This window comes from Pseudomonas agarici, from assembly GCF_001543125.1.
Classification (GTDB): domain Bacteria; phylum Pseudomonadota; class Gammaproteobacteria; order Pseudomonadales; family Pseudomonadaceae; genus Aquipseudomonas; species Aquipseudomonas agarici.
Genome location: NZ_CP014135.1, coordinates 4274686 through 4301367 on the forward strand (window position 1 = coordinate 4274686; position 26682 = coordinate 4301367).

The 26682-nt window shown below is 61.9% G+C and carries 24 protein-coding genes; 16 read left to right on the forward strand and 8 right to left on the reverse strand.

The genetic code is table 11. From position 1 onward, the window contains the following. Positions 1 to 3: 3 nt before the first annotated feature. Positions 4 to 1833, forward strand: coding sequence for a gamma-glutamyltransferase family protein (locus AWM79_RS18790; protein WP_208599956.1), 1830 nt, complete (start codon positions 4 to 6; stop codon positions 1831 to 1833). A 182-nt stretch (positions 1834 to 2015) separates the two neighbouring features. Continuing rightward, positions 2016 to 3938, forward strand: coding sequence for a HAMP domain-containing methyl-accepting chemotaxis protein (locus AWM79_RS18795; protein WP_017133182.1), 1923 nt, complete (start codon positions 2016 to 2018; stop codon positions 3936 to 3938). A gap of 178 nt (positions 3939 to 4116) precedes the next feature. On the opposite strand, the gene AWM79_RS18800 is transcribed toward AWM79_RS18795, so the two are convergent. The 8 genes from AWM79_RS18800 to AWM79_RS18835 all read right to left on the reverse strand — a co-directional run bounded on the left by AWM79_RS18800 (position 4117) and on the right by AWM79_RS18835 (position 13539). Next, positions 4117 to 4596, reverse strand: coding sequence for a CesT family type III secretion system chaperone (locus AWM79_RS18800; protein ID WP_017133183.1), 480 nt, complete (start codon positions 4594 to 4596; stop codon positions 4117 to 4119). 12 nt (positions 4597 to 4608) lie between these two features. Then, a complete protein-coding gene (locus tag AWM79_RS18805; protein WP_143063284.1) occupies positions 4609 to 5898 on the reverse strand; it encodes a hypothetical protein in 1290 nt (429 codons plus the stop codon). A 175-nt stretch (positions 5899 to 6073) separates the two neighbouring features. Continuing rightward, positions 6074 to 6967 carry an NAD-dependent epimerase/dehydratase family protein gene (locus AWM79_RS18810; RefSeq protein WP_017133185.1) on the reverse strand — a complete coding sequence of 298 codons (894 nt, stop codon included), beginning with the start codon at positions 6965 to 6967 and terminating at the stop codon, positions 6074 to 6076. A gap of 125 nt (positions 6968 to 7092) precedes the next feature. After that, complete coding sequence (locus AWM79_RS18815) at positions 7093 to 7989, reverse strand: LysR family transcriptional regulator (RefSeq protein WP_060783530.1); 897 nt, start codon at positions 7987 to 7989, stop codon at positions 7093 to 7095. A 161-nt stretch (positions 7990 to 8150) separates the two neighbouring features. Continuing rightward, the gene (locus AWM79_RS18820; protein WP_169316110.1) at positions 8151 to 9503 is read right to left on the reverse strand and encodes a hypothetical protein; all 1353 of its coding nucleotides are present in this window, start codon (positions 9501 to 9503) and stop codon (positions 8151 to 8153) included. A gap of 135 nt (positions 9504 to 9638) precedes the next feature. Continuing rightward, the gene (locus AWM79_RS26000; RefSeq protein ID WP_017133188.1) at positions 9639 to 10610 is read right to left on the reverse strand and encodes a lytic transglycosylase domain-containing protein; all 972 of its coding nucleotides are present in this window, start codon (positions 10608 to 10610) and stop codon (positions 9639 to 9641) included. A gap of 45 nt (positions 10611 to 10655) precedes the next feature. Beyond that, on the reverse strand, positions 10656 to 12923 hold the full coding sequence (locus tag AWM79_RS18830) for a type III effector HrpK domain-containing protein (protein WP_060783531.1): 2268 nt from the start codon (positions 12921 to 12923) through the stop codon (positions 10656 to 10658). 79 nt (positions 12924 to 13002) lie between these two features. Continuing rightward, entirely contained in the window at positions 13003 to 13539 is a 537-nt protein-coding gene (locus AWM79_RS18835) for an RNA polymerase sigma factor (RefSeq protein WP_017133191.1), read from the reverse strand. Between the two features lie 248 nt (positions 13540 to 13787). On the opposite strand from AWM79_RS18835, the gene sctW reads away from it, so the two are divergent. The 14 genes from sctW to AWM79_RS18905 all read left to right on the forward strand — a co-directional run bounded on the left by sctW (position 13788) and on the right by AWM79_RS18905 (position 26677). Continuing rightward, a complete protein-coding gene (sctW, locus tag AWM79_RS18840) occupies positions 13788 to 14882 on the forward strand; it encodes a type III secretion system gatekeeper subunit SctW (RefSeq protein ID WP_017133192.1) in 1095 nt (364 codons plus the stop codon). Then, a complete protein-coding gene (gene sctV, locus AWM79_RS18845) occupies positions 14882 to 16984 on the forward strand; it encodes a type III secretion system export apparatus subunit SctV (protein WP_017133193.1) in 2103 nt (700 codons plus the stop codon). The genes sctW and sctV overlap by 1 nt, the downstream gene beginning before the upstream one ends. A gap of 21 nt (positions 16985 to 17005) precedes the next feature. Continuing rightward, a complete protein-coding gene (locus AWM79_RS18850; protein WP_026013309.1) occupies positions 17006 to 17965 on the forward strand; it encodes an FHA domain-containing protein in 960 nt (319 codons plus the stop codon). Further along, a complete protein-coding gene (locus AWM79_RS18855; protein ID WP_017133195.1) occupies positions 17962 to 19311 on the forward strand; it encodes a FliI/YscN family ATPase in 1350 nt (449 codons plus the stop codon). Before AWM79_RS18850 ends, AWM79_RS18855 begins: the two co-directional genes overlap by 4 nt. Before the next feature lie 2 nt (positions 19312 to 19313). Further along, entirely contained in the window at positions 19314 to 19757 is a 444-nt protein-coding gene (locus AWM79_RS18860; RefSeq protein ID WP_017133196.1) for a hypothetical protein, read from the forward strand. Positions 19758 to 19764: 7 nt separating this feature from the next. Continuing rightward, on the forward strand, positions 19765 to 20325 hold the full coding sequence (locus tag AWM79_RS18865; protein ID WP_017133197.1) for a type III secretion system HrpP C-terminal domain-containing protein: 561 nt from the start codon (positions 19765 to 19767) through the stop codon (positions 20323 to 20325). Then, positions 20322 to 21053: a hypothetical protein gene (locus tag AWM79_RS18870; RefSeq protein WP_017133198.1), complete on the forward strand. Its 732-nt coding sequence runs from the start codon at positions 20322 to 20324 to the stop codon at positions 21051 to 21053. The genes AWM79_RS18865 and AWM79_RS18870 overlap by 4 nt, the downstream gene beginning before the upstream one ends. Beyond that, positions 21043 to 21381, forward strand: coding sequence for a FliM/FliN family flagellar motor switch protein (locus AWM79_RS18875; protein WP_017133199.1), 339 nt, complete (start codon positions 21043 to 21045; stop codon positions 21379 to 21381). The genes AWM79_RS18870 and AWM79_RS18875 overlap by 11 nt, the downstream gene beginning before the upstream one ends. Continuing rightward, positions 21378 to 22031 carry a type III secretion system export apparatus subunit SctR gene (sctR, locus tag AWM79_RS18880; protein WP_017133200.1) on the forward strand — a complete coding sequence of 218 codons (654 nt, stop codon included), beginning with the start codon at positions 21378 to 21380 and terminating at the stop codon, positions 22029 to 22031. The genes AWM79_RS18875 and sctR overlap by 4 nt, the downstream gene beginning before the upstream one ends. 8 nt (positions 22032 to 22039) lie before the next feature. Next, complete coding sequence (sctS, locus tag AWM79_RS18885) at positions 22040 to 22306, forward strand: type III secretion system export apparatus subunit SctS (protein WP_017126713.1); 267 nt, start codon at positions 22040 to 22042, stop codon at positions 22304 to 22306. Continuing rightward, positions 22306 to 23100, forward strand: coding sequence for a type III secretion system export apparatus subunit SctT (gene sctT / locus AWM79_RS18890; RefSeq protein WP_017133201.1), 795 nt, complete (start codon positions 22306 to 22308; stop codon positions 23098 to 23100). The genes sctS and sctT overlap by 1 nt, the downstream gene beginning before the upstream one ends. Beyond that, positions 23097 to 24173 carry a type III secretion system export apparatus subunit SctU gene (gene sctU, locus AWM79_RS18895; protein WP_017133202.1) on the forward strand — a complete coding sequence of 359 codons (1077 nt, stop codon included), beginning with the start codon at positions 23097 to 23099 and terminating at the stop codon, positions 24171 to 24173. Before sctT ends, sctU begins: the two co-directional genes overlap by 4 nt. A gap of 75 nt (positions 24174 to 24248) precedes the next feature. After that, positions 24249 to 25196 (forward strand): type III secretion system chaperone, encoded by a 948-nt coding sequence (locus tag AWM79_RS18900; RefSeq protein WP_017133203.1) that lies wholly within the window; start codon positions 24249 to 24251, stop codon positions 25194 to 25196. Beyond that, the gene (locus AWM79_RS18905; protein ID WP_017133204.1) at positions 25187 to 26677 is read left to right on the forward strand and encodes a hypothetical protein; all 1491 of its coding nucleotides are present in this window, start codon (positions 25187 to 25189) and stop codon (positions 26675 to 26677) included. The genes AWM79_RS18900 and AWM79_RS18905 overlap by 10 nt, the downstream gene beginning before the upstream one ends. Positions 26678 to 26682: the final 5 nt, after the last annotated feature.

Sequence of the window (26682 nt, forward strand, 5' to 3'; positions counted from 1 at the left end):
TCGATAATTTCCACCCCTCGCCTCTATCTCCGTCCGCTTTGCTCTCTGGCCATCGCGCTCTCGCTTGTCTCCTGCCATGCCCCGCCTCCCACCAGCACAGCCCTGCCCGCTGCCCCGGAAATCGGCACGGGTTATCGCACCGCGATGGTCACGCAACATGCGACCCGACATATGGCGGCTGCCGCCAACCCGCTGGCGGCTGAAGCCGGGCGGGAAATCCTGCGTCAAGGCGGCTCCGCCGTGGACGCCGCCATCGCGATGCAAGCCGTGCTGACGCTGGTCGAACCCCAGGCCACCGGTATTGGCGGCGGCGCATTTATCATGGTCTGGGACGGCAAGCAGGTGCGCGCCTATGACGGACGTGAAACCGCTCCAGCGGGCGCTACCGAGAAGCTGTTCCTGAACCCCGACGGCAGCCCCATGGAGTTTACCCAAGCCCAGATCGGCGGTCGCTCGGTGGGCACCCCGGGGGTGATGCGCGCCCTGGAACTGGCCCACCGCAACAATGGCCGGCTGCCCTGGGCCAAGCTGTTTGAGCCGGCGATCCATCTGGCCGAAGAGGGTTTCCCGATTTCGCCGCGCTTGCACAAACAGATTGCCGCCAGTCCGTTCCTGCCGAAATCCCCCGCCATGGCGGCCTATTTCCTCAACGCCGACGGTAGCCCGAAAGCCGTCGGCACGATCCTGAAAAACCCGCCGCTGGCCGCTGTGCTCAAGCGCATCGCCCAGGAAGGCAGCGACGCGCTCTATAAAGGCACCATCGCCCAAGAGACGGTTGCGGCGGTCAACGGCAGTGCCAACCCTGGCAGCCTGTCGCTGGCCGACCTACAGGGCTACCAGGCTAAGGAGCGCACGCCGATCTGCTCGGACTACAAGCGCTGGAAGCTCTGCGGCATGCCGCCACCATCCTCCGGTGCGATTGCCATCGCGCAGATTTTCGGCACCTTGCAGGCGCTGGAGGCCCGAGACAAAAACTGGGCGCTGCCGCCCCTGGTCCCACTGAAGAGCGCAACCGCCGCCGGTCTTGAGCCACACCCCCAAGCCGTTCACCTGATCGCCGAGGCCGAGCGACTGGCCTATGCCGACCGTGGCCTGTACGTCGCCGACAGCGATTTTGTCGCGGTACCGGTGGCCGGTCTGATCGACCCGGTGTATCTGGCCCAGCGCGCCACGCTGATCGGCGAACGCAGTCTGGGCAAGGCCAAACCCGGCATACCCGCCGGACTCCAGGTCGCCCTCGCCCCCGACCGCTCACTCATGCGCATCTCTACCTCGCAGATCGTCGCGGTGGATGATCTGGGCGGTGCCGTGTCCATGACTACCACGGTGGAAAGCTCCTTCGGTTCGCACCTGATGGTGGAGGGCTTTATCCTCAACAACCAATTGACCGACTTCTCGTTTATCCCCAGCGAAAACGGCAAGCCCGTGGCCAACCGTGTCGAGCCCGGCAAGCGCCCACGTTCCTCGATGGCGCCGACCCTGCTGTTCGACCGCCAGAGCGGCGAGTTTCTTGGCACGCTCGGTTCTCCCGGTGGTTCGCAGATCGTCGAATATGTCGCCAAGACCCTGGTCGGCCTGCTGGACTGGAAGCTCGACCCACAGGCGGCGATCAACTTGCCCAACTTCGGCAGCCGCAATGGTCTTACCGAACTGGAGCAAGGGCTGTTCTCTCCACAATTGATCACTGCACTAAAGAACAAGGGCCATGAACTCGACGAACCGCAGATGACCAGCGGCACTCAGGCGATCATGCGTGTACGCGATCCACAGGGCGTCAGCTCCTGGGCCGGCGGCGCCGATCCACGGCGCGAAGGCGAGGCGCTGGGGGACTAAATAGCTAACGCGCAAAACAGCACCCTCCACTGTACGTCGTGAAGCACCCGTTCAAGAGAAAAAGGGTTCAGCTATCGGAACTGCCGCCGATACACCCCTTACGAACAAATTCAGCTGGCACTAAAAACAACACCTTCCAGCCACCCGACGAGCAAGCAACACTACGTTCCTGGAGGAATTCAATGAATAGCTGGTTTGCCAATATCAGCATCAACCTGAAACTGGGTCTGGGCTTCGGCCTGGTCCTGGTGCTTACTACTATTCTGGCCCTGACAGGCTGGACCAGCCTCGGTGGCCTGATCGACCGTAGTAACTGGATGAGCGACATCACCCAGCTCAATGCCTCGCTGACCAAACTGCGCGTGGCCCGTTTGCAGTACATGCTGACCAACGGCGACGAGACCGCCGCACAGAACGTGCAGGTCAACCTCGACGCCTTTATCGCCCAGCAGCAGAAATTGCTCGGCAGCTTCAAAAGCCCGGAGAATCTCAAGCTGCTCAACGAGCAGGCCGCGTTCATTGGTAGCTACCAGCAGTCGCTGAACAAAATGCGCGACGCTTATCGCACCGGCAACAGCGCTCGCCAGACCATGGGCGAAAACGCCGAGGTCATCCAGAAACTGATTGCCACGATCCACAACAACGTCCTGCAAATGGCGCCGGACGATGAAGGTCGTTTCGAGCGCTTCCAAGCCATTATCCAGGCCAAGGAACAATTCCACCTGACCCGCTACGAAGTGCGTGGCTACACCGCCAGCAGTACCCCGGATACCGAACAGAAAGCCATCAACCAGCTAAATGAAACAATTGCCGGCCTGAAACAACTCCAGCAGCATTTCAGCAGCAGCCAGCAGAATGAGCTGCAGCAGTTGGAAACACGTCTGGACAATTACCGGGTCGCGGTGCAAGCCTATAAGACTGCCAACAGCGCCGTCATACTGGCGCGCAAGGAAATGACCGACCAGGGCAATGGCATCGTGGCACGCAGCAGCGATCTCTACCAGATCCAACTGGAGCGTCGTGACAGCGAAAGTGCCCAGGCCCGCAACCTGCAATTGGGCAGCACGTTGCTCGCCCTGCTATTCGGCATTCTTGCCGCCGTGGTCATCACCCGCCAAATCAATCGGCCGATCCGCGAGACCCTCGGTGTGGTGGAGCGCATTGCCTCCGGTGACCTGACACAGGAGCTGCTGATCAGCCGCCGCGATGAGTTGGGCGTGCTGCAGCAAGGCATCCAGCGCATGAGCGGCACCCTGCGTGACTTGATCAGCGGCATTCGCGACGGTGTCACCCAGATCGCCAGCGCCGCCGAAGAGTTGTCAGCGGTGACCGAGCAGACCAGCGCCGGGGTCAACAACCAGAAAATCGAAACCGACCAAGTGGCCACGGCCATGCATGAAATGACTGCCACCGTGCAAGAAGTCGCGCGCAATGCCGAAGAAGCCTCGCTCGCGGCGGCGGCGGCAGATGGTGAAGCCCGTGAAGGTGATCGGGTGGTCGGCCAAGCCATTGCCCAGATCGAGCGCCTGGCTGCCGAAGTGCTACGCTCGACCGAGGCCATGACAGTGCTGCAACGCGAAAGCGACAAGATTGGCAGCGTCATGGACGTGATCAAGGCCGTGGCCGAGCAGACCAATCTGTTAGCGCTCAACGCTGCCATCGAAGCGGCCCGCGCCGGTGAAGCCGGACGTGGTTTTGCCGTGGTGGCTGATGAAGTACGCGGCCTGGCCCAACGGACACAGAAATCCACCGAAGAGATCGAAGGCCTGGTGGCAGGCTTGCAGAACGGTACCCAGCAAGTGGCGAACATGATGAACAACAGCCGCGGCCTGACCGATAGCAGCGTCGAACTGACCCGCCAGGCCGGAACCTCACTGGAAAACATCACCCGCACGGTGTCGAATATTCAATCGATGAACCAGCAGATCGCCGCGGCGGCCGAGCAGCAGAGCACGGTAGCCGAAGAGATCAGCCGCAGCATCATCAATGTCCGCGACGTGTCTGAACAGACCGCTGCCGCCAGCGATGAAACCGCCGCCTCCAGTGTCGAACTGGCCCGCCTGGGCAATCAGTTGCAGATGATGGTCAGCCACTTCCGGGTCTGAACCGCCAAAGATCGATAAACTCAGCTACAGGCCTTGTAGATAAAGGGTTGTAGCTGTACCTCCAAGTAGTCGCAGGAGCGTCTTGCCCTGGCCTTATCGTCCACAAGTAATTCGACTCGGGCTGCCGGACCCGATTGACCTTCCAAATGGCCCACCTCGGCGAAACGCTACAAACGCCTTAAGCGAGCGGCACGGCTCCACGCAACGGGGTCTCTTGCGCGGGGCGTGGCGGGGTCTGTTCGCGTGCCGCCAACTCCTCCAGCGTCAGCGCCAGCCAGTTGCCCATCTTGTCGGCCTGCTCCGTGAAACGCTCGAACAGGCGCAGCATGGCACTGTGATCGAGCATGAGGAAGGGTTGACGGCTCCACAGAATGACTTTCTTCTGCTCGACAATCGCCCCGGTCAGGATCGGCGGGTGCTCCAGCCCCAGCAAATTAGCCTGGAGCAGGATGGCCAGGGTCTGCGGGTCATCGAAGCGTTGCTCCGACACGGGCAGCAGGCAACTGACCGTCAGAAAATCATTGGGCGCCTCGCGCCACTCCAGCACCAGGCCGCTCGGCAAAGTCATGACATAGCTGTCTGACAGCTCCAGCGCTCGCTCATCGACGCCCACCTGGTGAAACACCGGGGACAGTACTTGTTTCAACTGGCTCGCCATCGGCTATTGACCTTATCGAGTGATAAAATTGCGCACCCGCGCCATTAATGAGCTGGAACGTTCGCGACGGGCCGGCGGCGTGTCACGGTAGCGAGCACCGTCGTGGGTGGGTACGCGCTCCCGCCGGACGCTGACCGAGGGCGCATGCCGACGCTCCACGGGAGCGGGCGCGTAGTGGGGAATCACCGGTCGCTCGCGGGTACTGAGCGACTCTGCGCGGGCACGCGGCGGCGGAACCCGTCCACGGGAGGCATTGCCGTTGTCCACGGGCGGTCGGTAATGCCGGGCGTCGGTGGGCGGCACCCAACGACGATCGTCCCGAGGCGCAACATAAGGCGTGACGACCGGGCTGCTACGCGTATCGACCGTCTCCGAGCGGCCCAGCGGAGCGGCCGGCACCCTGGACGAGGCGTTGCGCCCACGGGAGCGCTCATTCAGCGACGGAAAATCCAGGGTAGCGACGATCGGTGCCGGTGGCGGGTTATGCGGCACCTCCGTGCCGTCCCAGGGGTTGATACCCAACTGGTCCAGTCGTTTGCGGAATTGGCGCTCCGAAAAATTCTGGTCAATGCGTCTCTCATCTCCCCGACTCGAGTCACCCTCATAGCGCAGCCCCAGGTTCTTCGACGCATGGACCTGTGTATAGAGTTTGGTGTTTGCCAGCAAGAAATCCGTCAGTTGTGCCTTGTCCGATGGCTCGTTCGGTCGCAAACGGGCAAACTCCCTGTCGATCTCCTGTTGGCTGGCCTTGGGGCCGCGTAACAGTTGCTCGCGCTCATCTGGGTTGTAGCGCGGTTGATAACGATACAGAACCTCGGGATGAGCGCCCAGCAACGAAAAATCCTGGCGGCGCAACGCTCGACCGAACTCCGGCCAGGCATCGGAAATCACGGTATTGTTGCTCTCCCGCGAGTCGCCGACCTCCACGAAGACATGGCCAACATCCGCGGCCAGCACAACGGACACCTGCTGGTGTTGATCTTTGGCGCTCGCCAACAGCAACGCATTCACCATGGCCATCTGGTCGCAGTTGCCAGCCCCGAACCGCGCCGCACTCCGCGCAAAGCCGGGGTAGCCTTGACTCTTGTCGGCATCGTAGCTCACGACCGTGCGTTTGAAGGACTCGGCCTGAGTCGCCCGGACATGCCTTCTCTGGTTACCCGAACCGTAATTGAGGATTCGCCAAGTGTCGTCGATGGCCTGGTTGGATAGCAGCAGCGCATTCATCTGCGCTACGGGCACGGTGACCGTAGCCTTGAAATGCTGCGGGTCGCCTGGGGCCAAGACTCGGCGTGCCGACACTGTGTGATTGCGATCACCGGTGTTGAAATATCGGGGATCGCCCCTAAAAGTTAAACCCGTCGATAGAGGCATGAGATTGATTCGAGAGGAGTAGAACGCTGCTGAGTGGTTCTAGCACGCAAACTGGTTCCATCCCCATCCTATCGAATCATGCTCGATACCGACCCATCGTCAGTCAAATCATCTCGTTCAGGATCCACTCGGTGACCGAGGTGCGCTTCGGTGCCCAACCCAGCCACTCGCGGGCATTGGTGCCGCGCACCCGGCTGTTGGAGCCCAGGGCGTAGTTGGCCATTTCATACCCCCACTCGGCTTCGGCATCCGCCAGCGGCCAGTCTTGTGGTTCGCCCAGGTTCAGGGCCTTGGCCATCGCGGTGGTCATATCGATAAACGCCGCTTCACCGCTTTCGACGAAATAGAACGTACCCGCCGGACTTTTCTGCAGAGCCAGCAGGTACAGCGCTACCACATCTTCGATATGCACATTGGACCAGATGCTCGCGCCGCTGCCGACATGGCGCACCACACCACTCTTGCGAGCCTGTGCCAACAAGCGCGGTAACTGCACGCTGTCGCGGCTCACGCCCAAGCTGTGACCGTAGATCAAGGTATTGCACAACACCGCCGAACGCACACCGGACTTCGCCGCGGCGAGAACCAGGTTGTCGATGGCTACGCGGGCCGCCTTGTCGACAGTCGGCTGCGGCAGGTTGTTCTCGTCATAGACGATATCACTGGCCTTGCCGCCGGCTGCGTCGCCGACGATGCTCGAACCGCTGGTGTGCAGGAACACTTTGTCGGAACCGCGCAGGGCGTCGAGCAAAGCTTCGACCGCACCGCGATGGTCACTGCTGGCAGCGTTGATCACGGCATCGGCCTGACGCGCCTGCTCGGCGAGCAAGCGGCTGTCGTCCAGGGTGCCGAGCACCGGGGTGATCCCCAAGGCGTGCAACTCTTCGGCCTGTCCGGCATGGCGTACCAAGCCGCTGACCCGATGGCCAGCCGCGACCAGCCCGGTGGCGATGGAACCGCCGATAAAGCCGGCGGCGCCGGTAACAAATACGTTCATGGAAAAACTCCGTGCGTGGATAAGTGATGGGATGAGTATCGGTGACTTATCCGTGCCGAATAACCCTATTATTTCCAATTTACTCTTGCGTCGGAGTCACGAATCATCGGCGCGAGACCCCTGAGTCAGCTTGCATACCTGGCCAGCTTGCCTTGGATAAAGTCGAGGAAGCATTGGATGCGCAAGGCCAGCCGCGAGTTACGGTAGTACACCGCATGGATCGGCTGGCGATAGCCGCTGTTGGCTGGCGCCAGGATCACCCGTAGGCGACCGGACCGGATGTCCTCGCAGGTCATAAAATGCGACAGGCAGGCAATGCCTTGCCCCTCCAGCGCCAACTGACGCAAGGTCTCGCCGCTGGATGCGCTGATGCTCGGCTGGATTGGCCAACGATCCCCCTGGGCATGCCGCAACGGCCAGTGGTTGAGACTCTCGGCCTGGGTGAAGCCAAGTAGTGTGTGCGCGGATAAGTCATTGACGCTGACCGGTACACCATGACGCTCCAGGTACGCGGGGCTGGCGAGGATATTCAGCGGGCTGCTGCCCAGCGGACGGGCGTGCAAGGTCGAGTCCGCCAGATTGCCGATACGAATAGCGATATCCGTGCTCTGCTCCAGCAGATCGATGATCAGGTCGTTGCTGTTGAGTTCCAGTTGGATATCCGGGTACAGCTCGCGAAACTCGGCGATATACGGCACCACTGCGTGCAGCATGAAGGGCGACGCGGCGTTGATCCGCAAGCGCCCGGCCGGCGTGCGCTGCCGCAGGGACAGGCGCTCTTCCAACTCGTCCATCTGCTCCAGGATCTGCTTGGCCCGCTCGAAGAAAAACTTGCCCTCCTCGGTCAGGTCCATGCGTCGGGTGGTGCGATTGATCAGCGTGGTATCGAGCTTGGCTTCCAGCCGCGACAAGCAGCGACTGACCGCCGACGGGGTTTGGCCGATCTGCTCAGCCGCCGCTGAAATCGAACCGCACTCAATCACGCCGACAAAGATCTGCAACTCATCGGATCTGGCTTTCACCTTGACCCCTCATCCGGAAACAGGCCTGATAGTAGCCGTATGTGGGGTAAAAGGAACCAAGGAAGAGCTCGAAGCCGTGCGCAAGTACTTCGTCTTTGCCTGAATAGCGCCTGCGATGCTTACCGGCCGCGTCGGCAGCCGGAGGCTGATGCACAAACGAGTCAGACTGCCGGGTCGTTGGGGTTGGGCGCCGCCGGGCGATTACGAAGTCTCGAGTTGTTGACCATGCCCGCCAGTCTATCGGCCCCAGACGACGCGGCACCACCAATCTCGTTAATCACGTGGCTCACGCCTTGCTTGACCTCCGTGTAGCTTGAACTGATCTGTCTGCTGGCGGACTCGGCCTTGGCCACCACCTCGGCGTGCACTTGCTTGGCGATAGCCTGAGCCTTGGGCGGTAAGTCTTCCTGCAACACCTTGACCGCGCCGTCGCTGGCCGGCCCGACCAGGGTCGCGGTCGCTCCGAAAGCGGCAAAAGCCAGCGCCGACATGACAACGTTGGCCAACTGGTCTAATGCGACCCCCTTCACGAGAGAAAGACCAGCCTCGGTCGCGGCCCCCTTGACCGCGCTACGCACCTCCCCAGCAAGGGCAAAACCACCGCCCAGGGCTAGGCCATTATTGGCCAGACTACTCATGGAAATCGCCGCGCTAGCGGATTTCAGAGCGTCGGTCATGATGTCCACTGGCAGCTTCGCTATACGCTTGAGAGCGCTGGTTAAAGGATCGACACGGGGGTTACAATCCCTCAGCTTCTGGTACTGCTCTTTCCAGTCCTGACGCCCGAACAAGTACTCGGGACCAGCCCGATGCGCCTTTAAGTCAAACGAGCGCGAGATGATATTCGAACCGGCACCTGCCACCATCCCACCCAGCGCGGTCACTCCAGTATCCACCGCCGCCGCCGTATTCGAGCCTTCGGTGGCGGTCAAGCTGGTGTTGAGTATGCCGCGCACCACATTACGCACGGTAAAGGTCTGAAGCGCTAAGGCGCTCTGCCCTGCCTGGATGAGGCGGTTTTCCGAGGCCTTGGCCTTCTGCGCGGCCTGCATTACAGGTTCGAGTTTTTCGGTCGGTGCCTTGAACCAGAACGCATCATGGGTTGCTCTCGACAATAGGCCGTTACCGACCACGTCCAATGCACCAGAAACGGTGCCGGCGATTAAACCGGCATAGGCTGGACTGTTGGCCGCATCGGCGGAAATCCCTGGCACCTTGTCGAGCAACACCGTAGCGACGGCAAACGGGATACTGCCCACCGCCCCATGAACCGGTATCGTGACCCTATCCATGCCATTGGCCTTGCTCAGCATGCTCTCGACATCGGCAGCAGTCTGGCCCAGCTGCTGCAGTTCCTTGGCGCGATCATTGATCAGTGCGTCAAGAAAGCCCCCGTTATCCACGGTCCTGTGCGGCTCGAAAACATCGGCCATCTTCTGCTTTAGTCCTTCCAGGTTTTGCGTCGCGCTGAGCTCGACCCGCCCGGCGGCAGACGTCTGCGCCAGCGGTTGCATTTCCACGTCAGACGCGGAATGTGCGAGCCGCTGCGCAATGCTCGGGTGATGTGCTCCGGTGGAGGAAATAGTCATTGGCGTCTTGCCTCATTTTGTTATTTTAGAATTTCCGTTCAATCAAATGTCAACCGGCCGTCAGGCCGGCAACTGTCCTTTGCCGCTGCCGATGATCTCGGCGAATTTCAGTACATCGGCCGGGTAGCTCGAACTGCCGACGCCGCCGGTATCGGCCAGATTACGCGTGTTGACCTTGTCGGGACCGGAGTTGTAGGCCCGCAGCGCAGCGCCGATATTGCCGCTGAACGCCTTGGCCTGATCGCGCAGATAAAGCGCACCGGCCAAAATGTTGTCGTGAGCGTTATTGACGTTGGCGTTACCCAGCAGGCCGGGGTTTTCTTTCTTCAGGCCAGCGAAGGTGTCGGCGTTGATCTGCATCAGGCCGGCATCGGTCTTGCCGTTGACGTTGGTGCTGGCGGCGCCCAGGTTGCCTCGCGATTCGGCCCAGATTTGCCCAGCGATGACCTTGGCCGGCATGCCGGTGGCCTTGGCCGCGTCGAGGATATCCGCACGATAGGGTTCCAGTTGCTTGGGCAGGTGCAGTTCACCACCGCTGCTCAGGCCACCGGCATTGTCCACCGCGCCCGCGCCACCGGCGCCAGATGCCGGAGCACCGCCACTCGCGCCTTTCACTGGCGAACCACCGCCGGCATCGCCAACACCACCGCCACCGCCATTCTGCGCCGGCGCCACCGAGTCGTCAGCGGAGTCGTCGTCCTGCTGGGGCTTGAGCATCGCCTGCAACCACTGCATCACCGCCTTCTGAATCACCTGCAGCAGTTGATCGAGGATATCCGGCTGCTGGGCCTCACCCGCACCGCCGACGGCGCCGACTTTGTTCGGGACATCCGGCGGCGCAAAGTTCACCGGGTTCTGCGGCTGGGCGGCGAAGATCCCCATGGCGCTAGGGTCCGGGCTCTGGTTGGCGCTCTGGCCGCTGTCCAGGCCGTGTTCATGCCCGCCAGGCCGGCCAAGGTTTGCCAGCTCGGAATCGAACCTATTGGCAATATCTTGCACAGCCGTGCGAACCGGAGAAATCGATAAGCTCATGGTCCTGCTCCTCTGCTCGATGGCATCAGTCACTAAGGATTTACATTAATGCGCCCGAGGGATACCAAATTGGTCCAGGGTCGGATCGACGTTGTGATCGAACTGTTTCTGCGCGTGGTGTTTCCTGACCGCTTCGATGATTGCCATGATGCCCAAGCCCAGGCTCATGGCTGCATCGACTAGCCAGCCCACTGGTCCGGCCGCCGCGCCCATGGCGGCTACCGCCCCCATACCGACTGCTTCACCGACCATGGCCCCGGCAATACGCCCACCGATGGAGACGGCCATACGCCCCAGCCCGACCGAAGCCTCACGCCCGGCCATCTTCCCGGCAGTCTCGATACCGTTCTTGGCGGCCGACAGCCCCGACTTGGTGTTGTCGTAGCCGCTCTTGATCTGCTCGGCCTTGCTGGTCGATGGCGCGGTATCGGTATCGGTACCCGGATCGGACATGCCTTCGAGCAGTTCGCGGCCCTTCTTCGATTGCTGCAACTGATCAACCGTGGTGTTCATGTAGCTGTCCTGCCGAGCGCTAACAAAGTCATCGGGCAGTACGCTGTCATAAGCCGCCTTGCGCGCATCGACGGTTTGTACGGAGTCGCCGACATCGGCCTTCTTCTGCCCCAGCAGTTGCTTGAGCGCACCGCCTTCGCTGAAGTTGGCTTCATAGGACTGCTTGAGCTTGGCCTGTACCTGCGGCTGCCCACCGATCACTTGCTGCGCGCTGGGCAACTGGGCTTGCGGGCCCAGCAGATCCTGTTGCATCTGTAGCTGTGCCGAAAGGCCGGTGATCGCGCCCGTGTAGTCAGCCTTGCTGCTATCGCCCTTGGCCTGACGGTCGGCGGTGTTCATATCGTTGCGTAGCGCCTGGCCACTAGTCACCTGTTGCAACTGGCCCTTGACTACCTTGTCCAGGGCCGGGTCACTCGCCACCAAGGCGCGTTCCTGGCTCGGCACCGCCTGCTTCATGTAGGCCTGGACATCAGGGTCGGCTTGCAACTGGGCGATCTTTTCCGCCAGCGCATCTTCGGTCTTGCCGGTCTTGTGCAGGTCGCGACCAGCCACCACGCTTTGCTGGGTCTGCTGTAGCTTGACCATGACCGCGGCTTTCTGCGCGCCGGTGTAGTTCTGTGGTTGCTCGAAAACGTCCTTGCCCAGCTTGCTGATGTCGGTTCCGGCTACAGCGTTCAAGGTCGCCGCATCACTGAGCATGGAGGCGAATTCGCCACCGTTGGTCGGTGCCTGCTTCTTCACCCAGTCGCCGATATTTGCCGCGTCGAACAATTTGTCCGGACCATGGGTCGCCAAGCCACGACCGGATAATCCGCCCTGGTCGAGCATGTTCAGAAAGCCCGGTTGAGAGAAGGTCTTCGCCGATTGCTTGAGAGCACCGGACAGACCCGGATTGCTCTTCTGCAAGGCTTGTAGGCCGTCGGCACTGGTCTCGCCGTTAATCTTGGTTTCGCCTTCCGTCCCAGCGCCATGGTGGGGATCGGCCGCCGCGGTGAGCGGGGCGTTGGCTTTCAACAACAAGGCTGAACGGACCATCTGCAAGGACTGCGGATCAGCGTCGGGGTGATCCTTCTGGTAATGCGCAAGATCCTTGGCCGCACTATCGGCGGCACCCTGCATCTTCTTGGCGAACGCCTTGAGGTCGCCATCGGTGATCTTGCCATCGGCCTTGCCACCATGCTTGGCGGTGTCGATGGCGGTCTTGATGGCCGGGTTGTCGTTGATGAACTTCATCGCCTTGGCCCCATCAGGGCCTTTCTCCAAGGCCATGCGCGCGGCGGCGATCGGTCGATTGAGCTCTTTCTCTGCCTGCAGGCGCTGATCGGGCGGCAGGTTCGCCACCATCGGTGCCCAGCGCTCCAATTCCTTGGGCGAGGAGTACTTCGAATCGTCGAGAAAGGCGGCTTCCGGGCTCGGTGCGGCGGCAGGTGGCGAACAATCGTCGCTCCTGGCCGCCGGCACAGCGGTGAGGGCTTGTGCCGCCTGACATGCACCGGCTGCCTGCGCGGGTTGAGCAGCCGTGGCCGGAGCCTTGTCCGGTCCCTGGCCTTCGGGTTTGGCATTGCCACCACCCAACAGCCGCCTCAACAGTTGGCTGATCATGCTCTGCAGTTCATCGGCCTGATTGACGGGCGGGTGCTGCCCAAAGGTATGGCACGTAAACTGCGCGCCGAACTCAAATCCTTGCAGGCTAGCGCGTTTGAGCGGATCCGCCGACGGATCGACCGACGGTTCTGTTGACATGTCGGCGCCCGACATCGGAGCGCCACTACCGGAAAAGGGTGTATTGGAGATTCGCATGAGAGGTCGCCATAGTCAGTCGAACATATGGTTATGTGGCGCGATTGGCCCAACCGGTTCCAATCTGCTGACAATTGCTTCAAAACACCCCGGGAACGCTACGTTTAAGTTGCTCGCGGGCCCGTGACAGTCGTGAGCGGACGGTGCCGATCGGCACCCCAAGGCTCTGGGCCGTGTCTTGGTAATTGCCGTCCATTTCCAAGCTGACTTGAATCACCTGCCGCATGGTCAGCGGCAAGGTAGCGATAGCCCGGACCACTCGCGTCAACTGCCGATGACCGTCAATCTGCGCACCGATATCGACGCCATCGGACAGTTCCATTTCTTCACGATCTTCCCAACGCTCATGCAGCGGCTGCTTGTATTGGCGGCGAAAATGGTTACGGATCAAATTCAGGGCAATACCACACAGCCAGGTCTGCGGTCGGGAATCGAAACGGAACTTATGCTCGTTGCGTAGCGCCTCAAGAAAGGTGCCTTGCAAGATATCTTCCACGTCGTCGGGGTTCATCACCCGCCGCTTGATGAACGCTCGTAGCTTTTGCACCTGTTCGGTGTCGAGCTGACGAATGCCGGAGGCCTGTGGTGAATGGGTAATCAAATCGCTGGAGAACATTGGAGATAAACCATTTCAGAATGTGTCCAACATCTGTAGCGATTTGTATGCCATCTGATACTTAAAAATAACTCTTTGATTTTAATAGATTTTATTTTTTGTTACTTAAGGTTTCATTGCAAAAAATTGCACAAACCACCCTTCCGAGTACAAGGTTTATTGCACAAACCTGCTCACCAGAAAGCGTGAATGGAACCGGATCAGGCGCCTGACCACTCATGGGTTATTGCCCCACGAAGTTATGCTCCATGAAGATCGTCGCTCCGACCCTCTCGCCCATCTCGCTACCGAGCCTGACCGCTCCGGCCAAGTCGGCGGCACTGATTGCGCAAAGCACGCCGCACCAGGACAACTCGGCACGGCAGGTCACCCGCTTTGCTTCAGCCCTGGTGCAGCAGAGCCTCAGCCTGAGCCAGCGTGAGCTGATGGCCAGCAGTACCGCCCTGCAATCGAAGGCAGTCAAGCTCGGCGAGCTGTATCAGTTGCTGATGGGTACTCAAGACAGGGGCCTCGACGAGGCCGCTAGGGCGTTGCGACGCCAGTTGAAAAACCAGACGGCGAGCCTCGCGCAAGTTCTTGCATTCAGTGATGGCGACGCGGCCAAGGCCCATGTGACGCTGCAGGCAGCCGCTAAGCAGGCCCAGGATGAAGGCCACGTCAACGAGCACGTGGTGCTGAGCCAGCAACTCAAGTTGCTGCGCCGCGAACATGGCAGCCGGGCCAGAGCCGGTATGAATACCGCACGGGCTTTCGCCCGCTCCAGCCTGAATCCACGGCGGCGCCAGGGTCTGCGCGACTTGTACTACTCCGGGGTGGTCGGCCAGCAGACCCTCTCCGGCCTGATCGACACGTTACTGGGCATGGAAGAAGGCGAGCGACAATTCGAACCTACCTTGCGCGATCTGCGCGGGGCCATCGCCGACGATCTCGCCGCGTTGAATCCGTCCAGTACCCCGCAGCAGCTGCGCAACCTCATGCACAGCCTGAACACCGCCCGCCATGTCGCCACGCTGCTGCAGAACAGCGAGCACCTGCTGGGCCGCATGCGCGACAAAAACCCGGCCTTGCAGCTCAGCGCGCCAGCCTTTCTCAAGCACCTGCTGGCCCTATCGGGAAAAGGCATGAACCTGCAAGAAACCCTGCAACTGACCCAGCACATCGGCGGCCCGAAACTCAAGCATCAACTGGCCTTTCTCAATGGCTTGCGGCCGATGCTGCAACAGTTGCCGATCCTGCTCTGGCGTGACCTCAAGGCGCGCCAAAACGCCCTCGGCAACCTGCTGTTGCTGATGGCCGAGCTGACCCACCAGGAGCAGAACCTGCCCAAAGGGGCCAACGCCTGATGGATCGAGTGATCAATCTGCTCAACCAGATCGCGCTGGCGGCCATGCGCCGCTCGGAAATCGTCGGGGCCTTCGTCGTACTCGCCATCGTCTTTATGATGATCACGCCGCTGCCGACCGGCTTGGTGGATGTGCTGATCGCGATCAATATCTGCATTTCCTGTCTGCTGATCATGCTGGCGATGCACTTGCCACGTCCCCTGGCGTTCTCGACCTTTCCCTCGGTGCTGCTCATCACCACCATGTTTCGCCTGGCGCTATCGATCTCCACCACGCGCCTGATCCTGCTGAACCAGGATGCCGGGCATATCGTCGAAGCCTTCGGCCAATTCGTGGTCGGCGGCAACCTGGCAGTCGGCATGGTGATCTTCCTGATCCTTACTGTGGTGAACTTCCTGGTGATCACTAAGGGTTCCGAGCGGGTCGCCGAAGTCGGCGCGCGGTTCACCCTCGACGCCATGCCCGGCAAGCAGATGTCCATCGACAGTGACCTGCGCGCCAACCTGATCAGCGTCCAGGAAGCCCGCCGCCGACGCTCCGAACTGGGCAAGGAAAGCCAGTTGTTCGGCGCCATGGACGGCGCGATGAAATTCGTTAACGGCGATGCTATCGCCAGCCTGATCATCGTCGCGATCAACATGATCGGTGGTATCGCCATCGGCGTGGTCCAGCATGGCATGAGCGCCTCTGATGCCGTGCAACTCTACACTGTGCTGACCATCGGCGACGGCCTGATTGCACAGATTCCGGCGCTGCTGATTTCGGTGACTTCGGGGATGATCATCACCCGTGTCTCGAACAACGACACCCCTGGCGTTGAGGCCAATATCGGCCGCGAGATCGCCGAGCAGATCACCAGCCAGCCTAAGGCCTGGCTCATCGCCTCGGTGGCAATGTGCGGCTTCGCTGCCCTGCCCGGCATGCCCACCGCCGTGTTCATCGTCATCGCGCTGATCTGCAGCAGCGGCGCCATACTGCAAATGCAACGGGCCAAGCCCAAGGCGCCACAGGCCCAGCCGACCGTCGTCGCGCCGGAAAACAATGGCAAGGAAGACCTGCGCACCTTTATCCCCAGTCGCCAGTTCCTGCTGCAATTTCACCCACAACAGAACCTGGCGCAGATCGAAGAACTGGTCAGCGAAATCCGTCAACGACGCAACCGCCTGGTGGTGCAGTACGGTCTGACGCTGCCGTCCTTCATCATCGAAGCCGCCGACCACCTGGAGCCTGACGAATTCCGTTTTTCGGTCTACGAAGTGCCGTTGCTCAAGGCCACTTTCAACCAGACCCACGTCGCGGTCGATGCCCAAGCGCTCGATGCAAGCTTGTTCGAGCAGGCGGTGGCCGGCAGCCTCGACCGCCAGGAAAGCCAATGGGTGTGGATGCCCGCCGATGCGCCTCAGCTACAGGTCGAGCAACTGGAAACCGTTAGCGCCAGCACCCTGATCGTCGAACGCATGGAGCGCGCCTTGCAGGCTTGTGGCCCGCAATTTATCGGTTTGCAGGAAACCAAGGCGATTTTGAGCTGGCTGGAATCCGAGCAACCCGAGCTGGCCCAGGAGATGCAGCGGGTTCTGCCATTAGCGCGCTTCTCTGCCGTGCTGCAACGCCTGGCCTCGGAGTGTGTACCGCTGCGGGCGATTCGCGTGATCGCCGAAACTCTGATCGAACACGGCCAGCACGAACGAGATGTCACCGCCCTTACCGACTACGTGCGCATCGCCTTGAAGTCGCTGATCTACAACCAGTACAGCAGCCCCGCAGGTCTGCTGGTGTGGCTACTGACCCCGGAAAGCGAAGGTATCCTGCGCGACGGCCTGCGCCAGACCCAGACCGAAACCTTCTTTGCCTTGAACAGCGAGACCAGCTTGCTGCTGGTGCAGCAACTGCGCATCGCCTTTCCCCTACGCACCAGCGAACGCGCGGTGCTACTGGTGGCCCAGGATTTGCGCAGTCCGTTGCGGACCCTGCTGCAAGACGAGTTCCATCATGTACCGGTGTTGTCGTTCGCCGAAATCAGCAACGCCGCCGAAGTCAAGGTACTGGGGCGCTTCGATCTGGAAGACGATATGCAACCACTGGAGGACGAGTATGCGGCCTGATGATCCAGGGAGTTGTGCATGATGTACGAGCTGCGGGTCTTGAATGGCCTGCACCAGGGTGCCGCGTTGCCGTTGGTGGGCGAACAGTGGTTGATCGGTGCCGACGCCGAGCAGGATCTGGCTCTCTACGATCCTGGCGTGGCACCCCGTCACTGCCGGCTGACGCGTAGCGCCGACGGCTGGACTCTGAACGCCGAAGACAGCCTGATCAACGACGATGAAGGCCATGCCCACCACGTCACCGAGCTGGCACCGAATCAGACCTTCGCCCTGGGCAATGTCTGGTTGTGCCTGGCGCCAGCCGAGGAGGCGTGGCCGCTGGTTCCAGTGGCGAACGGCAATGCTTCCTCCTCGGCGACCTTCGACCCTCAGCCCGATGATTTCACCGCTTCGGCACCGCTGGAAAAGGCCAGCTCCGCCGGCCGATTCAGTCGGCGTCATGCGCTACTCATCGGCGTGTTGCTGAGCGTTCTCGGTGGCGCCTGGGCATGGCATCGCAGCGGTGTCGGACCGACTGTCGAAGCACCGGCACCGCCCATCGACAACCCGACGGTAGCCACGCGCATCGCCCCGCCGGCGCCAGGAAAAACCCGCCTGAGCAGCCGTGACGAAGTCCGGCGTCGGCTTAACACGCTGCTCAGCGATCGCCTGTTGAGCGATGTCCAGATCGTAAACAGTGCCGATGGCCTAACCCTCGAAGGCGGACTCAAGGGCGACGCCCTGTCGGTATACCAACGGATGCTGGAGCGTTTCCACGAGCGCTATGAGTCGTCCATACCGATTGTCGACAACGTGGTTGCGGCGAGCAGCGGCTTGCCCTTCGTGATCGTCCAGGTGATCTCCGGCGCCAACGGCCACCTGGTCACCGCCGACGGCCATCGCCTGTATATCGGCGACGAATTCAACGGCTTGCGCTTGACCCGCATCGACGACCAGCGTATCGAGTTCGACGGCGACCAGCACTACGAGGTGCGCTGGTGACCGCCGCCCTTGCTCATTGGGCTCGCGAGCAGACCGCTCGCCTGACGCAACGCTCGGCAGTACGGATCAGCGGGCGGGTTTCGGCGGTCAACGGCATCCTGCTGGAGTGCCAGATTCCCGCAGCAAAGATCGGTGACCTGTGCGAAGTCAGCAAGGCCGACGGCAGTTGCATACTCGCCGAGATCGTCGGCTTCACCAGCCAGTGCACCCTGCTCAGCGCCTTGGGCACGCCCGATGGCATCCAAACCGGTGCACTGATCCGCCCCCTGGGCATGGCCCATCGGATCGGCGTCGACGACAGTCTGCTGGGCTGCGTGCTCGACGGTTTCGGCAGGCCGTTGCTGGGCGACGGCGAGGGCGCTTTTGCCGGCCCCCATGATACCCGGCACACCACGCCGGTGATCGCCGACGCGCTACCACCGACCCAACGACCACGGATTAGCGCTGCGCTGCCCACCGGCATCCGCGCCATCGACAGCGCTATTCTGCTGGGCGAGGGTCAACGGGTCGGCTTGTTTGCCGGAGCCGGTTGCGGTAAGACCACCCTGCTCGCGGAAATGGCCCGCAACATGGCCTGCGACGTGATCGTCTTCGGCCTGATCGGCGAGCGTGGCCGGGAGCTGCGCGAGTTCCTCGACCATGAGCTGGACGACACCCTGCGTCGGCGCTCGGTGCTGGTCTGCGCAACATCCGACCGGTCGAGCATGGAGCGCGCCCGTGCGGCTTTTACCGCCACCGCTATCGCCGAAGCCTATCGGCAACGCGGCATGAAGGTCCTGTTGCTGATCGACTCACTGACCCGCTTCGCCAGGGCTCAACGCGAAATCGGCATTGCCGCTGGCGAACCGTTGGGGCGCGGCGGCCTGCCACCGTCGGTGTACACCCTGCTGCCGCGTCTGGTGGAGCGCGCCGGCATGAGCGAAAACGGCTCGATCACCGCCCTCTACACGGTGTTGATCGAACAAGACTCGATGAACGACCCGGTGGCCGACGAAGTTCGCTCGCTGCTCGACGGCCATATCGTGCTGTCGCGCAAACTCGCCGAGCGTGGGCACTACCCGGCCATCGACGTCCCCGCCAGCATCAGCCGAATCCTCAGCAACGTCACCGGACGCGAACACCAGCAGGCCAACAACCGCCTGCGCCGGCTGATGGCCGCCTATCGCCAGGTGGAAATGCTGCTACGCCTGGGCGAGTACCAACCCGGTGCCGATCCGGTCACCGATTGTGCGGTGCGGCTCAACGATGCCATTAATGATTTCCTGCGCCAGGACCTGCGTGAACCGGTACCGCTGGAGACCACCCTGGATCTGCTCACCCACCTGACATCGCAGTTGCCCGAGTGACCATGGACGAAGAACTCGAAGCCGACCCCAACCGCGTCGCCCTGGCCCAAGTGATCCAGATTCTCACGCCGTTGCGCCAGCACCGCCAGGCCAGCGCCGAGCGTGCGCAGCGGCGCTTACAGGAGGCACTGGAGACGATGCGCCAACAGCTTCTGCACAGCGAACAGTCCTGGGTCCAGGAGCGCGACAACCAGCGGGCTCGCCGCCAACAGCTATCCGACGCGCACTTGCAGCAGAAGCTGGCGTTGAAAGAGATCGAGCGCTGGCATGAAAAAGAGCGCCGCATGCTCGACCGGCTGTCCTATATCCAGCAGAACATCAACCAGTTACGCCATGAGATCGAGCTGCAACAGCAACGCCTGGAGCAGGCCCGAATCGAAGCCAAGGCCCGCCAGCGTGCCGTGGAAAAACTCGCCTGTATGAGCGAGAACTTGAGTGAGGAATAAATCCGCCATGACCACGACGATCAAGCCTGCCGCCGCGCCCCCGCCACATAAGCCAGCGCCCGCGGCACGAGCGCCGCAGACTGACAACCGATTGCCATCGGCGCCCCTCTCGCGGCGCGCCGAGACTGAACGTTCGCGCCAGGCCGGCAGCGCGTTCGGCGCCCGCCGCGACACCAGCAACGAGATAACCGCCGACGGCCTGTTTTTCGAACAGTTGCTGGTGCCCTCCACCACCGACCAGGGCGACTCCTCGGATCGTCACGGCGGTGCCGGCTTCAGCCTGTTCCACCCGGTTGACGAAGTGCTCACACAATTGATCGATGAGCTGGCGATGCAACTGCCGGTCCAAAGCGATCGGCCCTTCAGCGCCACCTTGCTGATGCCCAATCTGGGCAAGATCCAGGTTCGGGCCAGCAAGCGCGACAACCGTTGGAACATCGATCTGGACGTTGAACGCGCCGATGTGCTCGGTCGCCTGCGCAGCAACCGACAAGTATGCGAGGACGCCTTCAGCGAGGCTCTGGGTCAGGACGTGAGCTTGTCCTTGCAGGGAATCGGCAACGCATGACGCCCCTGGCATTGCGCCCGGTGTCCCGGGTACTGGCCAGTGCCAGCCGCCTGCTCGGCCGTGGCCGCTGGCTGGACTATCCGCTGCGCGGCGCCACGGCTCGACTGAGCCTGAGCCCATTGATCGACGCCGATCAACTCGCGCCCGACGACCCCGCTTGGGCCGCCTTCGACAGCGCCCTGGGTCCGCTGTACCTGACCGACGCCAACGCCGTTTTGAGCCTGTTCGGCGAAGTGCCGGCGGTTACCGGCGGCCCGGTGCAGACCTGGTATTGGCAATACCTGAACCAGCAACTGAGCCCGCCTTTGGCCCAGTTGCTGACCCCCCTGGAGCCCCGCGTGCGGGCAGACCATGACCGCTCCTGGCCCTTCGTTTGCCGACTCGCGGTGCATGGGGCCGACGAGTCGGTGCATGCCCGTCTCGGTTGCGATGCACAGACCCTGATCCGCCTGCTGGACGCCCTGCCCTGGCAGGCCATCGAACAGCCGTTGCCCGAGGACTGGCCGCTGCTCACGCCAGTGGTCCTTGGCGAGCTGAGCCTGACCCTGAACGAGCTGCGCTCGCTACGCCCTGGCGATGTACTGCTGCCAGACCGCGCGTACTTCGATTGCGCGGGGCACGGCGTCATGCACCTTGCGGCCCAGACCTGGCGCGTCGCCACCGACGTCTCTAACGACACACTGTTTGTACAGCTCAACCATGAGGAAACCCCGCCCGATGGACAATGATGCAGTGTATGAAGACATGCCGGTCGCACCCGAGGACCACGACGAGGCTCCGGCACCGACACCAGAGCCCTCAACGGAGCAGCAAGCCGAGCCACCGCCATCACCCCTCGCGGGCCTCAATCTGGACCTGACCGTGCGTAGCGGCAGCATCAGTCTGCCGCTATACGCCCTGCAGCGCCTGGCGCCAGGAGTCGTGCTGGAAGTCACAGGTGTGACTCCCGGCCAGGCGACCCTGTGCCATGGCGAGCGCGTGGTGGCCCATGGTGAACTGGTGGACCTGGAAGGCCAACTGGGCTTGCAGATCACCCGGATGGTATTCGACCGATGATCCTTGATGGCATGAATCCGATCATGCTCGCGCTATTTCTCGGCGCGCTGTCCCTGATCCCCCTCTTCCTGATCGTCTGCACCGCATTCCTGAAGATCTCCATGGTGCTCTTGATCACCCGCAATGCCATCGGCGTGCAGCAGGTACCGCCGAACATGGCAATGTACGGTATTGCCCTGGCGGCAACCCTGTTCGTCATGGCGCCCGTCGCGCATCAGATCCAGCAACGGGTGCATGACAATCCGCTGGAAATCGGCACCACGGAAAAGCTGCAAGTGAGCGCCAACACCGTCATGGAGCCGATTGAGCACTTCATGCTCCGCAACACCGATCCCGATGTACAGGCCCACCTACTGGAAAACACCCATCGCATGTGGCCCGCCGATATGGCCGCCAAGGCCAGTAGCAGCGACCTGCTGCTGGCGATCCCGGCGTTCGTGTTGTCGGAGCTACAGGCCGGATTCCAGATTGGCTTTCTGATCTATATCCCATTTATTGTCATCGATCTGATCGTCTCCAACCTGCTGCTGGCCTTGGGCATGCAGATGGTCTCGCCAATGACCATATCGCTGCCCCTCAAGCTGTTGCTGTTCGTGCTGGTACAGGGCTGGTCGCGCTTGCTCGACAGCCTTTTCTATTCCTATCTGTGAGACCTGCCGTGGAAGCGTTGGCACTGTTCAAGCAAGGCATGTTCCTGGTGGTGATTCTCACCGCGCCGCCCCTTGGCGTGGCGGTGCTGGTCGGCGTGATCACCTCGCTGTTACAGGCGTTGATGCAGATCCAGGACCAGACGCTGCCGTTCGGCATCAAGCTGGCCGCCGTCGGCCTGACCCTCGCCGCGACGGGGCGCTGGATCGGCGTGGAACTGATCCAGTTTATCAACCTGTCGTTCGACCTGATCGCCCGCACCGGTGGCGCCCATTGATGCCTTTCAATGCCGAGAGCGCCTTCGAGTTGATGCTCGGTATGGGCCTGGCCATGGCCCGCCTGCTGCCGTGCCTGATCCTGGTTCCGGCGTTTTGCTTCAAACACCTCAAGGGCCCGCTGCGCTATGGCGTGACCTGTGCCCTGGCGTTGATCCCGGCGCCGAGTATCGGTCGTGCCCTGGCCCTGGAAAACGACGCCTGGTTCACCATCGCCGGGCTACTGCTCAAGGAGTCGGTCCTCGGCATCCTGCTGGGCCTGTTGCTATACGCGCCGTTCTGGATGTTCGCCACCGTCGGCGCCTTGCTCGACAGCCAGCGCGGTGCCCTCAGTGGTGGTCAGCTCAACCCCTCGCTGGGGCCGGACGCCACGCCTCTGGGCGAGCTGTTCCAGGAAGCACTGATCATGCTGGTGATCCTCAGCGGCGGGCTCTCACTGATCACCCAGGTGATCTGGGACAGCTATGAAATCTGGCCGCCCACTGTCTGGTTGCCAGGGCTCAATATCGGCGGGCTGGACATCTTTCTCGAGCAACTGAACCAGACCCTGCAACACGCGATGCTGTATGCCGCGCCCTTTATTGGCCTGCTGCTGCTGATCGACGTGGCCTTCGCCATCATTGGCCTTTACGCCCAGCAACTGAACGTCTCGATCATGTCGATGCCGGCCAAGAGCATGGCCGGCCTGGCATTCCTACTGATCTACTTGCCGACGCTGCTGGAAATGGGCAACGGCCAACTGCGACAGCTACTGGACCTCAAGCATGTGCTCGGCTTGCTGGTGCAAGTGCCATGAGCGAAAAAACCGAAAAGGCCACGCCCAAGAAGCTGCGTGACGCCCGCGAAAAAGGCCAGGTGGGACAAAGCCAGGACCTGGGCAAATTGCTGGTGCTGATGGTGGTCAGCGAGGTCGCTCTAGGCCAGGCCGACGACAGCGTGGCGCGTCTAGAGCATCTGCTGGCGCTGCCTCTGCAGCGCATCAACTCGCACTTCCTGAGCAGCCTCACCGAAATAACCGGCGAGGCTGCTGAGCTGTTGATCCACTTCATTTTGATGAGCGTCGGCCTGGCGATGCTGATGCGCATGGTCGGCAGTTGGGTGCAAATCGGTTTTCTGTTCGCGCCCAAGGCGCTGAAGATCGACTTCGGTAAGCTCAATCCGCTCGGCCACCTCAAGCAGATGTTCTCCGGACAGAACCTGATGAACCTATTGCTGAGCATCCTCAAGGCGACGGCCATCGGCACCACGCTCTACGTCTCGATCAAGCCGGTGCTGGGCTCGCTGGTGCTGCTGGCGGACTCGGACTTGACCACCTACTGGCATGCGTTACTGGCGCTGTTGCGCAGTGTCTTGCGCACCACCCTCGGCTTGCTGCTGGTGATCGGCATGATCGACTTTGCCATGCAGAAGTACTTTCACGCCAAGAAAATGCGCATGAGCCACGAGGATATCAAGAAGGAATACAAGGAATCCGAAGGCGATCCGCACGTCAAGGGCCATCGCCGCCAACTGGCTCATGAACTGCTCAACGAGGAGCCCCACACACCGACCAAGCCCGTGGAGGACGCCGACATGCTGTTGGTCAATCCGACCCATTTCGCCGTGGCGCTGTACTACCGCCCCGGTCAAACGCCGCTACCGCTGATCCATTGCAAGGGTGAGGATGCCGAAGCCTTGGCCCTGATCGAACGTGCCCGGCGCGCGAAGATTCCGGTGGTGCAAAGCGTGTGGCTAGCACGCACTTTGTACAAGGTCAGGACCGGCAAATACATCCCACGTCCGACCTTACTCGACGTGGCCCATATCTACCAGGTGATTCGCCAGCTCGATGAAGTCACCGAAGACATTATTCAGCTTGAAGATGCCTGATTTAGAGCCTCCTCCTTAATTATATCGACACATTGTTACGCTAAAATGGGCGGCAAACTCCTATAGGTAGAGCCCATGCAGCCACGTGTTCACCCCTCCGCCGAAAAAGGCCCTCGTCCGCCTATTCCAGACGCAGCTGCGAGCTGGCTTTTCAATGCTGCCAAGCAGCTCGGGCTACCGGATCCGCAGGCTCGCGACTTCGCCCGAAACGGTCAATTACCGCTGCCGGGCCTGAGCCTGCAACTGTTTCAGTGGCAGACGCAACCAGTGCCACAATGGTTGGCGCTGGCCAGCTTGCCACGACCTGCGGATTGCCCCCCCACACTCTGGTACGAACTGCTGTTGCGAGCCAATTGCGCTACCAGCGCGATGACGGCCTGCACCACCGCGCTGGATGATGGCGGCGATGCGATGCTGGTCGCGCGCCTGCAATACCGACCGTACTCGGACAGCCATTATCTGGCTGCCGAGCTCAGTCATTTGCTGGCGTTGGGCGAAAGTCTGATTGCGGGCGCCACCGCTCTGAGTTCACCTCTGGCCCCCCACGACACCCCTGCCGGGCCGCCAACGCCGGCCAGCCCCGCCGCCCAGGAGCAGGCGCAAATGGCCATGGCACAAACCTGGCATCGCCCGTTGCTGGAGCATGCCTTGCACCATCTGGGCATCGCACCACCCGCCACGGCCCCACAGACCGTCGGCGTGATCCGGCTCAAGGGTCGTGCGTTGGAAATCATTGCCGACAGCGACCAACGCCACCTGCTGGTCAGCACGATGGTAGATGCCCCGCTGCAGCATGGCGATCAACGCGAACTCGCCCTGCGAGCCAACTTGCAGCTAATGACGTTGACCGGCTGCGCTATCGCCCTCGCGCCACAAGGCGCCTGCCTGCAGGCGCGCTGGGACAGCCAGGGGCTGGACGCCGAAGCCTGGGTCGATTGGCTATTGGACTTCGTCGCACTCGCCGATAGCTTCGCCCCTCCTTCCGTTACCAAAACTACGCTAAGGAGCCCGACATGGTCATGAGAATACAGACACCCGCGGTCAGTACTACGCCACCGGCAGCGACCATCGAGTTGGTGGCGCGCACCGCCAGCGATATGGAAAATGCCCAGATTGCCGCCCCACCACCGGGCTTCGCCGCACGTGCCGCCCAGGCAGCGAGTGGGCTGAGCCAAGCATTTCATCGCCAGTGCCTGGCTCCGGCCTGGAAGAGCATGAGTGCCGCTGGAGCTGCGGCCTACCAGGGCGGTGTCAGTGCCGGCAACACTATCAAGCACACCGCCGTGCAAAGCTGGGCTGACACAGCGGCCAACCTACCGTCCGGACGCAGCACCCTGGCGGCAGCCGGGCAGACCTTGCAACAGATGGTCACCTGTGGATTGCCGACCTATGCCCGCGAAGTCGCTTTCATGCACACCTACAGCGCCCTCGCCGACGGCCTGGCACAAAAGAGTCCAGGTGGCGCCTTAGCCTTGCAGGCGGCCATTTCACTGGCCACCGTGGCCAGCCATGTCTACGTGCGTCAGCCCCGCCTGGATCGCCTCGGTACCGAATCCACTGTCGCCGTGCGTGGGCATTTCGCGCTCAGCGAATCGCAATGGAACGCCCTCGGTGCCGACCAGCAGCAGGCCCGACGCGAACAGATGCAGCGCGACTCGCGCAACGTCACGCGCAATCAGATCGCCGCCGAAGCGATCTACCTCGGTCTCGGCGCCCTCGGCACGGCCCGTGGTGACGGCGCTTTGAGCGCTCGGATCCTGGCGACCCAGTTGCGCAACGTGCTCTACGCCGTGTCGCGCGAAACCCTGCAAGCCAGCCTGAGCCTGACCGGCAAGCACGACCACACCAAGACCTATGGCGTCAACGAAGACAACATGGCGATGCTCGGCTGGGCCTACGGCGCCATGACCCTGAGCATGGGGTTTATTCAGGACTCCATCAGCCCCAGGACTCTGCCGCCTGGCCAGACCCTATCGAGCCCGGCCCTGACCGGTGCCGACCACCGGCCACTACGCGGCGAAGCCTTGGCCCGCTCGATCCAGACCCTGGCCGGTACCCGCGCCGCATTCAACACCGTCACGGCGATTCTCGACGGGCACCTGCAAAAGCATCTCGACACCCGGCAGGCGGGCACCACCCAGCGGTTTAAGGCGAGTTTACCGCTCAAGGATTATGGTCGTCTGTTGGATCAGTCGCCGGTACGGGTGGCATGGTCCTCGCTGGCCAGTGCCGTCAACATGGCCATGGGCGAACTGACGCGGGGCACGACCGCGCCGGCCCTGTCCAGCTTCCTCGGCAACACCGGCACCGCCTTGGCCATGGGGTTGGCTTATCGCACCATGAGTCAGACGGTCCAGGCTCATGGCAGCGTGCGCAAAGCCATTGAGGCCAGGCCAGCGACCGCCGTAGCGGTTGAACCGGCACAAGCACGGATCGAGGCACAGGCAGGCCTGGTCAACCGGCGCCCCAACGCCCGCGCCACCATTGAGGGGGACGCGTCGTAGGGTGC

Coding starts and splice junctions, on each gene's coding strand:
- AWM79_RS18835 (WP_017133191.1), bottom strand. CDS start 13,539: ATGTTCTCCAGCGATTTGATTACCCATTCACCACAGGCCTCCGGCATT.
- AWM79_RS18870 (WP_017133198.1), top strand. CDS start 20,322: ATGACGCCCCTGGCATTGCGCCCGGTGTCCCGGGTACTGGCCAGTGCC.
- AWM79_RS26000 (WP_017133188.1), bottom strand. CDS start 10,610: ATGAGCTTATCGATTTCTCCGGTTCGCACGGCTGTGCAAGATATTGCC.
- sctU (WP_017133202.1), top strand. CDS start 23,097: ATGAGCGAAAAAACCGAAAAGGCCACGCCCAAGAAGCTGCGTGACGCC.
- sctV (WP_017133193.1), top strand. CDS start 14,882: ATGGATCGAGTGATCAATCTGCTCAACCAGATCGCGCTGGCGGCCATG.
- AWM79_RS18865 (WP_017133197.1), top strand. CDS start 19,765: ATGACCACGACGATCAAGCCTGCCGCCGCGCCCCCGCCACATAAGCCA.
- AWM79_RS18860 (WP_017133196.1), top strand. CDS start 19,314: ATGGACGAAGAACTCGAAGCCGACCCCAACCGCGTCGCCCTGGCCCAA.
- sctT (WP_017133201.1), top strand. CDS start 22,306: ATGCCTTTCAATGCCGAGAGCGCCTTCGAGTTGATGCTCGGTATGGGC.
- AWM79_RS18830 (WP_060783531.1), bottom strand. CDS start 12,923: ATGCGAATCTCCAATACACCCTTTTCCGGTAGTGGCGCTCCGATGTCG.
- AWM79_RS18820 (WP_169316110.1), bottom strand. CDS start 9,503: ATGCAACCGCTGGCGCAGACGTCTGCCGCCGGGCGGGTCGAGCTCAGC.
- AWM79_RS18905 (WP_017133204.1), top strand. CDS start 25,187: ATGGTCATGAGAATACAGACACCCGCGGTCAGTACTACGCCACCGGCA.
- AWM79_RS18800 (WP_017133183.1), bottom strand. CDS start 4,596: ATGGCGAGCCAGTTGAAACAAGTACTGTCCCCGGTGTTTCACCAGGTG.
- AWM79_RS18900 (WP_017133203.1), top strand. CDS start 24,249: ATGCAGCCACGTGTTCACCCCTCCGCCGAAAAAGGCCCTCGTCCGCCT.
- AWM79_RS18850 (WP_026013309.1), top strand. CDS start 17,006: ATGTACGAGCTGCGGGTCTTGAATGGCCTGCACCAGGGTGCCGCGTTG.
- sctR (WP_017133200.1), top strand. CDS start 21,378: ATGATCCTTGATGGCATGAATCCGATCATGCTCGCGCTATTTCTCGGC.
- sctW (WP_017133192.1), top strand. CDS start 13,788: ATGAAGATCGTCGCTCCGACCCTCTCGCCCATCTCGCTACCGAGCCTG.
- AWM79_RS18810 (WP_017133185.1), bottom strand. CDS start 6,967: ATGAACGTATTTGTTACCGGCGCCGCCGGCTTTATCGGCGGTTCCATC.
- AWM79_RS18875 (WP_017133199.1), top strand. CDS start 21,043: ATGGACAATGATGCAGTGTATGAAGACATGCCGGTCGCACCCGAGGAC.
- AWM79_RS18795 (WP_017133182.1), top strand. CDS start 2,016: ATGAATAGCTGGTTTGCCAATATCAGCATCAACCTGAAACTGGGTCTG.